General features: G+C 42.5%; 10 protein-coding genes. 8 read left to right on the top strand and 2 right to left on the bottom strand.

What is annotated here, in order from left to right; translation table 11 throughout:
- Positions 1-55: 55 nt before the first annotated feature.
- Positions 56-1,633: a sensor domain-containing diguanylate cyclase gene (locus H9L11_RS14075; RefSeq protein ID WP_005389121.1), complete on the top strand. Its 1,578-nt coding sequence runs from the start codon at positions 56-58 to the stop codon at positions 1,631-1,633.
- Between the two features lie 51 nt (positions 1,634-1,684).
- Here the strand turns inward: H9L11_RS14075 and H9L11_RS14080 are convergent, their stop codons facing one another.
- Positions 1,685-2,242 carry a DUF3750 domain-containing protein gene (locus H9L11_RS14080; RefSeq protein ID WP_132936634.1) on the bottom strand — a complete coding sequence of 186 codons (558 nt, stop codon included), beginning with the start codon at positions 2,240-2,242 and terminating at the stop codon, positions 1,685-1,687.
- Between the two features lie 480 nt (positions 2,243-2,722).
- On the opposite strand from H9L11_RS14080, the gene H9L11_RS14085 reads away from it, so the two are divergent.
- From H9L11_RS14085 to H9L11_RS14105, 5 genes are all read left to right on the top strand, one after another.
- On the top strand, positions 2,723-3,085 hold the full coding sequence (locus tag H9L11_RS14085; RefSeq protein ID WP_132936635.1) for a hypothetical protein: 363 nt from the start codon (positions 2,723-2,725) through the stop codon (positions 3,083-3,085).
- 35 nt (positions 3,086-3,120) lie between these two features.
- Positions 3,121-3,585: a GNAT family N-acetyltransferase gene (locus H9L11_RS14090; protein ID WP_132936636.1), complete on the top strand. Its 465-nt coding sequence runs from the start codon at positions 3,121-3,123 to the stop codon at positions 3,583-3,585.
- Positions 3,586-3,833: 248 nt separating this feature from the next.
- The gene (locus H9L11_RS14095) at positions 3,834-5,252 is read left to right on the top strand and encodes an SLC13 family permease (protein WP_017634015.1); all 1,419 of its coding nucleotides are present in this window, start codon (positions 3,834-3,836) and stop codon (positions 5,250-5,252) included.
- Between the two features lie 4 nt (positions 5,253-5,256).
- Entirely contained in the window at positions 5,257-6,594 is a 1,338-nt protein-coding gene (locus H9L11_RS14100) for an ATP-binding protein (RefSeq protein WP_132936637.1), read from the top strand.
- Entirely contained in the window at positions 6,581-7,054 is a 474-nt protein-coding gene (locus tag H9L11_RS14105; protein ID WP_005377744.1) for a response regulator, read from the top strand. The genes H9L11_RS14100 and H9L11_RS14105 overlap by 14 nt, the downstream gene beginning before the upstream one ends.
- 107 nt (positions 7,055-7,161) lie before the next feature.
- On the opposite strand, the gene H9L11_RS14110 is transcribed toward H9L11_RS14105, so the two are convergent.
- On the bottom strand, positions 7,162-8,865 hold the full coding sequence (locus tag H9L11_RS14110) for an EAL domain-containing protein (RefSeq protein WP_205390852.1): 1,704 nt from the start codon (positions 8,863-8,865) through the stop codon (positions 7,162-7,164).
- A 487-nt stretch (positions 8,866-9,352) separates the two neighbouring features.
- Here H9L11_RS14110 and H9L11_RS14115 point away from each other — a divergent pair, with 487 nt between their 5' ends.
- Both H9L11_RS14115 and H9L11_RS14120 read left to right on the top strand, forming a co-directional pair.
- Complete coding sequence (locus tag H9L11_RS14115) at positions 9,353-10,570, top strand: HD-GYP domain-containing protein (protein ID WP_025766705.1); 1,218 nt, start codon at positions 9,353-9,355, stop codon at positions 10,568-10,570.
- Between the two features lie 202 nt (positions 10,571-10,772).
- Positions 10,773-11,396 carry a LysE family translocator gene (locus tag H9L11_RS14120; protein ID WP_005377741.1) on the top strand — a complete coding sequence of 208 codons (624 nt, stop codon included), beginning with the start codon at positions 10,773-10,775 and terminating at the stop codon, positions 11,394-11,396.
- The last annotated feature ends 7 nt before the right edge of the window (positions 11,397-11,403 follow it).

Below are 11,403 nucleotides of genomic sequence, written 5' to 3' on the forward strand. Positions count from 1 at the left end.
TCATATAACCTATACGCTCATTCATATAGAAAGCCTTCAAAGTTGGCCATTGGCAATGTCTTTTAGAAGAAAAGAAAAACTCAATCTTAGAAATCTTATTGTCACCCTATGTGTGTTCAGTGTGCTTGTCACTTTGATCAACGCATTCTACTCGATTTATCGTGTTCAAAGGGATCTCATCATCAATAACACGTTAGAATCAAACCGTGTTTACGCCCAAAAAATGTCTGAAATGACAGACTCTTTCATAGAAAGCTCAATGTCGCAGCTAAAATACAGTGCGAACGTGCTAAAAGACAAGATGCATGACGCTCAGCTTCTTGATAAAGAGGCTGAGAGATTAAGAACGCAAACCAAATCATTTAACTCCGTGGTTGTCGTTAATGCAAAAGGGGTTATTATTTCTGTATCACCTGAAACACTTCAGGTGAAAGGTGTAAGGTTAGTGGGTGAAAGAAAACGCCAGTCTTTAAACGCTCAAGCACCGGTTGTTACTGAACCATTTATATCGCCCGCTGGAAATTACTTGTTAACCATCTCATACCCTATATTTTCTCAATCTAATGAATATTTAGGTTATATCGGCGGCACTATTTATCTAGAAAAAGAAAATATTCTCGCAGAGTTACTCAGCCAGCACGCATACAAAGATGGTTCTTTCCTTTACGTTGTCGATGAGAGTAACACTCTGATTTATCACCCAGATCAATCGAGAGTTGGTGAAGTAATCGACGATAATGAGGCAATCAAAGCGGTGACGATGGGGCAGAGCGGTAACAAAGAAATTGTTAACTCTCGCGGCGTCGAAATGCTTGCTGGTTATGCACCAGTAAAGTCATCAGGGTGGGGAATTGTTGCTCAGCGCCCGAAATCGATGACGTTATCTGTGCTAGATGAACAGATGTGGAATGTTTTCCTTAAGTCGATTCCAATTGGTTTATTAACTTTGCTGCTAATTTGGTTCTTGTCCCTTCTTATTTCTAGACCACTTTGGCAGTTAGCTGGTGCTGTGCGAGGTGTCGAAGAACATTCATCATCTATCGATGATCTCAAACTGGTTAAGTCTTGGTATTTTGAGGTCTCACATTTGAAGCTTAGCTTTCTTAAAGCATTTGGTATCGTGTCAAAAACCATTGATAAGCTGCAACTGGATACATTAACAGATTCGATGACTGGATTATTGAATCGACGTGGATTAGATAAAGTTCTTGGTTTGTTTAAGCAGGAAAATACCGCGTTCTCTGTTTTGGCGCTAGATATTGACCACTTTAAGAGCGTAAACGATAACTATGGCCATGACGTGGGTGACAATTTACTTAGAGAGTTTGCGCAGTTAATGAAAGACCAAGCTCGCTCTAATGATCACCTGTGTCGTTCTGGCGGTGAAGAATTTATGATGTTTTTGGAAAAAACAGACGTAAACCACGCTATGGATGTTGCAGAGCGTATTAGACACAACGTGGAACAACATGACTTCCAGGTGGTTGGTAAAGTCACGGTTTCGTTGGGCGTTTCTCACTGGAAAGGCAATGACACACCAATTGAAGCGGTAATGAAAGACGCCGATAATGCACTTTATAAAGCGAAACATAATGGAAGAAATAGAACGGAGTTGGGTGACGACGCACAATAGATATTGCGCTTTATGCTGAACATAAAACGAGCCAGTGACTAACCTTTGCTGTTAATCGCTGGCGTAACCACTACCAATTGCGCGAAACGGCAAGCTCAGCTCTAATTCTGGAATTTGTTTACCCACCCAAGCCGGAAATGTATTGCTATTTGGCCCTGGAAACAGCGTATATTCTTCAGCCCAAGGGTATTGGTTAATAACACTTTGTATTTTAGGGATAAGCTGGCGGGCCTTTTCACCTTGTATGGAGAGGATCTTTTCTGGTTTTGCACCATACCAATATCGATCTGGCGTCCCAGTTTGGTACTGATATAGAGCGGGTTGTCCGCGATTCACTCTCCAGCCGACTACTTCATACACTGTATATTCGTTCGCATTTTCAGGCTTTATTGCAAACCATGTATGAACGGCAAACCAGCCTCGCCAACCAAACGCGTCTGCGGCATAAAACTCAATCACAGCATGCTTGACATTGGAAGGATCGGGTGCGATACCCGCAGGTTCTCTGCTTGCGGTACGCCAATCTCCTTGAGTGCATCCACCCAGCATAACCGCGATTGACATGAGCCAAATTTTTACAAGGTGAGTAAAGTTGAGAGGGTCTTTCATTTATTGCTCCTAGACCAACCGATGCTGGTAACGCTCTATTGATTTTAGCTATAAAAACGTGGCAAGTCTGATAGTTGAAATCCTCTCCTTATTAAAAGAGAGAGGGAAGTTAGTGCCATAACTCCAGTTCATACGCAATAATAAGGTAAGCCGATTTGTAACATGTGGCATAGACGATGCCGTATTTCTCGAACGATTCGTCTAGTTGCGTATGAAAAAGTAAGAGGTTGTATGTATTCCTTACACGGCCACATGAATTAAAAACATTAAAAAAACAGAGGTTTACAGTGGATTTTGACTGATTGAGTGAGTTTGGGGCCCTCACATTGTCTCACATTTGCTTGTTTTGGGCGGAATTTTCATCGCTCATCTTTTTGCGCGTTTAGAGTCAGCGTTCAGCTATGGCACAATAGGCGCTCACAGAACAAGTGCTGTTTGGTCATGCAAATAGCAGAAAAATAACTAGAAATAGAATAATTAATGTTTAAATCAAAAAGTATACTCGCATTAAGCGTGTTCGCATTTGGCTGTTTTGCCAATCAAGATAGCGAACCAACGTCCGTTGTGCTGAACTATGGTGACTCCTCCATCAGTACTGATATTCAAGCCAATCGAAAATTTCATATTGTCCGAGACAATGAAAGTGAGCACGTAGAATTCTCCGGCGGAATCACAAAGGAGTATTCCGATTATATTGTGAATATTCATATCATAAGAAAAAGCAATATACGCAGATCAAGCCGAGAGCTGAATACAACCGTATTGATGAACAGTGATCAGATTGGGAAGCCTTTAGTGATTGGCATTGAAAATGATGAGTTCACTAGTATCACTTTGCGTTAATGCTTAGTATTTATTGAATAGGAATGAGGAAATTGATGCTCTCAATACGCTGCTATCGCACCGAGGATGCCCCAACACTGTGGGCACTCTTTTACCATACTGTGCGAATCATTAATCGTCGCGATTATACGGAATCACAAGTTTCCGCTTGGGCACCATCAGATTTTGACCTCGATGTGTGGCAACGAAAAATGGACGATATTCAACCCTACGTCGCGGAGATAGAAGGGCAGGTCGTTGGCTATTGTGATTTGCAAGGTGGCGGCTTGATTGATCATTTCTTTTGCCATCATGAATACCAAGGACAAGGTGTTGGTCGTGATTTGATGTCTTTTCTTTTTTCACAGGCGAAAGTACAGGGGATAAAACGACTGTATTCTGAAGTGAGTATTACCGCCCGACCTTTTTACGAGAAAATGGGTTTCACAGTTAAGTCTCGACAACATGTTGAGGTTAGGGGAGAAACCTTAACTAACTTTATGATGGAAAAGTATATTTAACTTAAATAGTGAGCATTTAGTGAGCTTGAACACAGATATAAAATGTTTTCCAATGTGAAAACGAGTTCATTGATCTCGCACCAACGTTTTGTTTGAAAACAGTGTACATAATCTTCTCTGGAACGCCATTACCGCATTTCGTCTCTGAAGGCTTAAAAACAGTCTGAAAGTTTTGGTTTTGCGGCGGGTAATAGCGTTCCAAACGCCAAATGTGTCTGGCTAACCATCTCAGGAAGAGAAGTAGTACTATGCGCCCTTATCTCAAATACGTTGTTCCAACATTGATACCATTGCTTGTTTGGTTAATGCCTCTCTCTGCGTTCCCATTTGATGGCATTACTATCGTCCAGCAAAGAGTGATTGCAATCTTCTTGCTTGCCGCACTTTGCTGGGTATTCGAGCCAATTCCAATCTACGCCACTTCGGTTGTGATCATTGTCCTAGAGCTATTGCTTGTATCAAATAAAGGTATTGTGCTCTTTCGTTTGCAAGAAGGGCAGCCACATTTTGGTGAGCTATTACAATACAACGAGATAATGGCGACCTTCGCTAGTCCGATTATCATGCTCTTCCTCGGCGGTTTCTTTTTGGCTATGGCGGCGACAAAGTACAGGTTAGATGTCAACTTAGCCCGAGTGTTACTCAAACCATTTGGACAAAAACCAAAGTTCGTTATGCTGGGGTTGATGCTGATCACCGCTGTTTTTTCCATGTTTATGTCAAACACCGCAACAACAGCGATGATGTTGTCCATTTTAACCCCTGTGATAGCGGTTTTCGGGCCTAAAGACCCAGGTCGAATTGCATTCGCCTTGTGTATTCCTGTTGCAGCCAACATTGGTGGCATTGGTACTCCAATCGGCACGCCACCGAATGCCATCGCCCTAAAATATTTGGTTGGTGACAACTTAATTACGTTTGGTGAATGGATGGTATTTGGTGTGCCATTCGTTATTGTGATGATGGCGTTAGCCTGGTTTCTGATTGGCTTTTTGTATAAAGCCGAACAAACCACCATCGATCTGAACATTAAAAGCAAGTTTTTGAAAACACCCAAAGCAATAATGGTTTACGTCACCTTTGCCGGCACGATTATTCTTTGGTTGATGGGTTCTGCACATGGAATGAATTCTTACACAGTAGCATTAATTCCGGTCGCAGTGTTCTCATTGACGGGCATCATCAACAAAGAAGACTTGAAGAAAATCTCTTGGGATGTGCTTTGGTTGGTGTCAGGCGGTATTGCTCTGGGTCTTGCTCTAGATAAAACCGGGCTTGCGAAGCTGGTGGTACACAGCATTCCGTTTGATCAGTTCTCGCCATATGTTGTCTTGTTTGGTGCGGCTTTCTTGTGCTTGTTAATGGCAAACTTTATGTCGCATACAGCCACAGCAAACTTGCTGATGCCGATTATGGCTGCGTTAGGTACCTCTATGGCTTCGTTAACGCCTCTCGGCGGTGAAGTTACTCTGATCTTGGTCGTGACATTTGCCGCTTCACTCGGTATGTCGTTACCAATCAGTACGCCACCAAACGCGTTAGCTCATGCAACAGGGCATGTCGAGAGCGGCCAAATGGCTCGTATCGGTGCCGTGCTAGGCGTGATTGGCGTATTACTCAGCTTTGTGATGGTGTGGATTTTACATACTGTTGGGCATATTGGATAACAGTATGTACGAAACGAAGTTAGACGCGTTAGTACAACGCTACTTTAATCACCTTGAACGCCGATTAACGGTTCTATCCGGGTCGGTGCTTATTGAGAAAGCTGGCTACAACGATCGCTTGTACTATGTGCTGTCGGGAGAACTGGCGGGCTATTACGCGGAAGATGACAAGAAACCGATTCAGGTATTTTCTGCGTCTCAAGGTGCGTTTATTGGCGTACATAGTTTCTTTTCTGGTACGTGGACTGCCTCTTCGACAGTGATTGCTCAAACCGATGTTGAATTGGCTTGGATACAGCGTGATACGCCCGCCGTGGAAGAGGCGACATACGGACCATTGACGACACAATTTATGCCTGTGATGGTTAACGAATTATCTCGTCGTCAACGGCGTGCAATGCAAGAGGCATTAGCTAAAGAAAAAGCGCTACAAAAGCTTCATACCGCAGAGCAAATGACAACGTTGGGGCAGCTTGCAGCGGGTATTGCTCATGAGTTGAACAATGCGATAGGCGTTGTAAGCAGTAAATCAGAACGGCTAGAGACAGTTATCATGGAACTGCTTGAAGAAGTTCATCCGGAAGCGAGTCAATTTTTTGATTTTGGTTTAATGCAAGGGCAGCAAGTCTCTTCTAGCGAAGCGAGAAAGCGGGGGCGCCACTTCGAAAAATACTACGGTTTAACCAAGGAGGTTGCTCGTGATCTTGCACGTGCCGTTCCAAATAATTTCCTTTCGGAACATTGGCTAAAAAGACCAGAAGAAGCGATACGTTTCTGGCAAATGGGGCGAGATCTCCATGACTTACGCATCGCTTCTAAACATACCGTTGGCATTGTGCGATCCGTAAAACAATTGGGGCGCACGGATATCGACTTGGATGAAGCGATTAACATCAATGATTCAATCAATCGCGCCTTGGCTCTATTGCAAAGTGACTTAAGACGAGTGAGTGTTCGTTTTAGCCCTGCGGATTTACCTGCTTTTATTGGTTCTCAAACCGAACTCGTCCAAGTTTGGGTAAATATATTAAAGAATGCGTGCGATGCACTTGGTGAAACGGAGAAACCCGGTATCGAAATACATACTCGGGAGAGTAAGGGTAAAATTTTGGTCACGATTGCTAACAATGGACCAGAAATTGATGAAGCGACACGTAGAAAAATTTTCCGGCCAAACTTCACCACTAAAAAGGGGGGATTGTCGTTTGGTTTAGGGTTAGGTCTGTCGATTGTGAAGCGCATTATCGCCGGATATAACGGCTCTATTGTGGTAAAGAGCGACAGTGAAAAAACGATTTTTAGAATCAAGTTACCAGTAGAGGGTGAACATGGAGAAGCTTAATGTAATTTGCGTTGATGACCAACGAGAGGTACTAAGCGCGGTTCTACAAGATTTAGAGCCGTTAAATCAATGGTTGAATGTCGAAGACTGCGAATCAGCAGGTGAGGCTCTAGAACTGATGGATGAATTTGATGCAGAAGGCGAGATGATCGCATTGATTATTTCCGATCATGTGATGCCAGGTAAAACGGGAGTAGAACTGCTGACCGATGTATCAAAAGACGGTCGTTTTGGCTTTACGAGGAAAGTGCTTCTTACCGGGCAAGCGACGCACACCGATACGATTAATGCGATCAACTCCGCAGGTATTGATCGCTACTTTGAAAAACCATGGCAAGCGAGCCAATTGATTGAGTGCGTTAGAAACTTGGTGACCCAATATATCTTTGATGTGGGCTTAGATTACACTCAGTATCACGAACATTTAGATCAGAGTGTGGTGTTTGAACGTCTACGTTAATCGGGAGACATTAAGCTTGTTTTCGTCACGGCCAGTTAGTGTCTGAAATCTATAGTGAATAGTTCAGCATGTTTAACGTGGCCGTGCGGAATATTGCTCTAGTATGCTTAACTCAACGAATAGCGGCTTGCACTGGCAACAGAAAGTGGCTTAGAGAACCAATAACCTTGCAGATAATCGACGCCCATTTCGGTAAAAAATTCACACATTTTGGCGTCTTCAATTCCCTCAATCACTACTTCAATATTATTTTCCTGGCACATAGTGATAAGAAACTTCAGATATTCTTGTGAAGAGCGGTTGGTTAGTGTTTTCCACGCCATCGACCTATCAATTTTGATTTGTGTCATCGGGAGGTCGAAGAAGCTATTTAATGAACTGTAACCCGATCCAAAGTCATCCAGAGAGAGTGCAAATCCTAGTTTCCTGAGGGTATTCAGAGGGGCAATGGCTGTCTGATTATTATCCAAAATAAACGTTTCTGTTAGTTCCAACACAATAGACTCAGGATCGACACCAACCTCATCCGCCATGGCTTTAATTCGCGCAGGGAATTCACTGTTCATTAACTGAAGTACAGAAACATTCACGTTTACACGAACTTGGTTTTGGTAACGCTCACGGTAGTTTTTGATAAATTCACACGCTTTGGCAAAGACTTGATATCCGAGTTCGACAATCAAACCTTTGTTCTCTGCGACGGGGATGAATTCGTCTGGATAAATTTCGCCAAACTCTTTGCTACGCCAGCGAACCAGAGATTCGAAGCTCACTACTTTAGAGCTTTTGGCGTCAATAATTGGCTGAAACTTAACGCTTAATGTCTGTTTTTCAAGTGCACTTTTTAGACCTTGCTCAATAAAGAAATAACGGTCTACGGCATGCTGAGTTTTCTCACTGTAAACCGCAACACGGTCTTTATTCTGCTCGCTTGCGTACTGACAAGTTCGTGCTGCTTTACGTAATATTTCCTCTGCTGAGTGACTTGGATCTATGCAAGGATACAAACCAATACTAATGTTACTTCCTAAGTATTGGCCCTCTTCAATCACTGCCTCGTGGTAGGTTTCCTTTAAACTTTCGGCGTAACTTTGCAGCGTTTCTACCGAGCATTCATCGTGAATCAAAATCGCAAAGTCATCATCATGTACGCGATATACAGAACTATTTGGAGAAGGTAGGTGACTGAGAGTTTGTAGCAATTTTTCCACTAACCCATCGACCAACTCGCTGCCATATTGATTTAAGTAAGATTTAATCTCTTCTATCTGAATGTAACAGATAGATGCACAAGAATCAGTGGCTCGCACACTATCTTCAATATCCAGCAAGAGATGGGCGCGATTAGCCATACCTGACGCATTGTCATGAAATGCGACTTGATGAATGTAGCTTTCCATCAGCTTGCGTTCAGAAATATCACGGTGGCTACCAACCATATAATGACCATGTTCTGTTTCTTTGGTCATGGCTACGCCTTCAATCCAGACGTACTGTCCATTGGGTTTACGCACGCGGTAGGTCGTTGTGACCCTCGTGTTGTTGGTAATGATGTGAGCATCGACCCGAGTGGAGAGTCTTTCTCGATCGAGAGGGTGAACAAGGTCTAACCATTGCTCTAAGCTGATTCGACCAGCGTTGATACCAAGCTGCTCATAAAAGCCCTTGTTATAAAATACCATGGTGCCAAACTCATCCATGTAAAAGAGGCCTTCGTTAAATACATCGAAGATATGAATGAATCGTTCTTCGACGATTTTTAGGAACTCTCGGTCACTATCTGAGACTTGTTGGTCAAATATGGTGGTCAAGATATTTCCTCCTCGAGCCTTTTAGCATCAGAGATGAGTGTTGGGGTTGATAACATAGAGTTGATCTGCTGGCGTACATTACAATCACAAAAGTGTCAGTTCAAATTGTTTGGCTATCATTTTATGCGCTACTAGGTTAATAACATACTAAGCTTAGGCGGCTAATCATCGACATTTATAAAAAATAGTCAACAGTAAAAATCATTTATAAAATACAGTTATTGATGCCGTCCGCAATCTATAAATATTTATGAATAATTATCCTAAAGTTATTTTCAGTTGTGTCGGTATCAATGTGCGGTTTTCTAACGTCATTTGTATATATGTTATCTTGGATAAAACCATAATAACAAAAAGGATTTAATGAGCGCGACCGATTATTAATTGACAGGATGCTCATTAATTGTAATCAATTCAAATTTATTATCACGCCAAGTAATCAAATCTCTTATAATGCGGACGTTAATATCGAGTAAGCCTTCTTTATATGCAGTACGATCCGAAAAATTCAATCAAAATTGCGCTCGCTGATATCGGCGTTGGTATGTTTGTCACCGCGATAGAGCACAACAAGCGCGTCAATTTAGCCAATGCGGGGCGAATATCTAGCCCTGAAGGCATTAAGAAGCTTGCTACAAGTGGCGTAAAGTATGTTTGGGTAGATCAAACATTATCTTCGCAGCAGTGTGTCTTCAAGCCTGTAGATGAATCAACTGATGCCACTAAAGAGACGCGAGAGCAGAAACACTCCGATTTTAAGAGGGGTCAACGAACTTATCGTTCGAGAGACATCCAACACAAGCGAGCCAAAAAGCTGATCGCCGAAGCAAAAGATTTGGCGCAGAAACTATTGAATCAAACTTTTGAAGGAAAAATCATTGAAGTTGATGAAGTAGAAGCTTGGGCTGACGATGTCATTGAAAGTGTTTTGATTGACTCAGATGCGTTGCAGTGTGTCTCTGCACTCCGAAAAAAAGACTCTTACTTATTGGAACACTCCGTCAATGTCGCTTGTCTTTTAGTGTCATTCGGTAAGTACTTGGGCTTGGATAAGCCAACGCTAAAACAGCTTGCTGTTGGTGGCATTATTCATGATGTAGGTAAAATTAAAGTCGATGATAAGATCTTGCACAAGCCAGCGAAGCTAACGCCTGAAGAATTTGAACATATGAAGCTACATCAAGTGTTCGCAGGTGAGATAATCCTTCACGTAAAAGGACTTAGTGACGTAAGCCGTGATGTTTGTTTGATGCACCACGAGAAGTTAGATGGCAATGGTTATCCTAGAGGCTTGAAGGGGGAGGAGATTCCAATTCACGGCCGTATGAGCTGTATTGTAGATATCTACGATGCGCTAACGGCTGATCGCTGTTACAAAAAAGGCATGAGTTCTGCGGAAGCGTTTAAAATCTTGTTGAGTCTAACGCCATTTCATTTAGACGCCGACTTAGTTTACAAATTCATTAATTGCATTGGGATGTACCCCGTCGGCTCCATTGTCGAGTTGAACGATGGGCGTGTTGGTATTGTTTGGTCTTCAAATGAATCTCAAGCATTAAAGCCAGAAGTGAAATGTTTCTACTCCCGCAAGTATAAACGATACATTGATGTCACGATGGTGGATTTAAAAACGAGTGCGTACAAAATTGAAAGAGCGATCGCGCCTTCATCGTTAGAGATCGATCCTAAGCCTTTTTATGATTAAGAGAAATAGATAAGCTTATACAACAGGCTTTACATCCTTGCATGTAGATCGTATTTTATTTGCATAACTATCTATTAATTTTTTCTAAGTTATTTAGATGCAAGATGGTTATTAAGACCTCGGCTTCATGGATAGAAACCGGGCGATAAAATAGTTCTATACACAATGGGCTATAAACCTCATTTTGCTGGAAGGGATGCCAATGCAAATAGATACATGGATTTTTTACACTCTTGCTATTCTCGTGCTCACAGCTTCACCAGGACCAAGCTCACTGTTGTGTTTAAGTAAAGGAGTGAGTAGTGGGTTTCGTATTGCTTTCATGACTGCGCTTGGCAGTTTGTCTGCGATTACGATCATCCTTACGCTCTCATTTACCGGGCTGGGAGTTGTCATTGCTTCATCTGAGTTAGTTTTTAATATTATCAAATGGTGTGGCGCCGCTTATTTAATCTGGTTAGGTATTCAAGCGTTGCGCTCATCTCAGACAGATTTTAATAAAACGGCAACGACTCAAAGTTCCGCGACAGCGTTCAGCGCGTTCACTAGTGGTTTCATTGTTGGCGCTAGTAACCCCAAAGCGATAGTCTTTTTCACCGCTTTGTTTCCTCAATTCATTGAACCTTCCGCACCGCTACTGGCTCAATACGCGATTTTCGCGTCTACATTTGTGGTTTTTGAGCTTAGCTGGCTAACATTTTATGCATTGTTAGGGGTAAAAGCCTCCGATTGGTTGTTTGTCGCTGGAAGGGCGAAGTTGTTCAATCGTTTGACTGGTGGAGTATTTATTGGTGCAGGCGTGATGTTGTCGACGGCAAACCGATAAATAAGAC

Source organism: Vibrio sp. sp1, assembly GCF_016920955.1.
Classification (GTDB): Bacteria; Pseudomonadota; Gammaproteobacteria; order Enterobacterales; family Vibrionaceae; genus Vibrio; species Vibrio alginolyticus.

What these genes read in the sequence shown, in the direction of transcription:
- H9L11_RS14075 (WP_005389121.1), top strand. Translation starts at nt 56, where the DNA reads ATGTCTTTTAGAAGAAAAGAAAAACTCAATCTTAGAAATCTTATTGTC.
- H9L11_RS14090 (WP_132936636.1), top strand. Translation starts at nt 3,121, where the DNA reads ATGCTCTCAATACGCTGCTATCGCACCGAGGATGCCCCAACACTGTGG.
- H9L11_RS14085 (WP_132936635.1), top strand. Translation starts at nt 2,723, where the DNA reads ATGTTTAAATCAAAAAGTATACTCGCATTAAGCGTGTTCGCATTTGGC.
- H9L11_RS14095 (WP_017634015.1), top strand. Translation starts at nt 3,834, where the DNA reads ATGCGCCCTTATCTCAAATACGTTGTTCCAACATTGATACCATTGCTT.
- H9L11_RS14120 (WP_005377741.1), top strand. Translation starts at nt 10,773, where the DNA reads ATGCAAATAGATACATGGATTTTTTACACTCTTGCTATTCTCGTGCTC.
- H9L11_RS14100 (WP_132936637.1), top strand. Translation starts at nt 5,257, where the DNA reads ATGTACGAAACGAAGTTAGACGCGTTAGTACAACGCTACTTTAATCAC.
- H9L11_RS14080 (WP_132936634.1), bottom strand. Translation starts at nt 2,242, where the DNA reads ATGAAAGACCCTCTCAACTTTACTCACCTTGTAAAAATTTGGCTCATG.
- H9L11_RS14115 (WP_025766705.1), top strand. Translation starts at nt 9,353, where the DNA reads ATGCAGTACGATCCGAAAAATTCAATCAAAATTGCGCTCGCTGATATC.
- H9L11_RS14105 (WP_005377744.1), top strand. Translation starts at nt 6,581, where the DNA reads ATGGAGAAGCTTAATGTAATTTGCGTTGATGACCAACGAGAGGTACTA.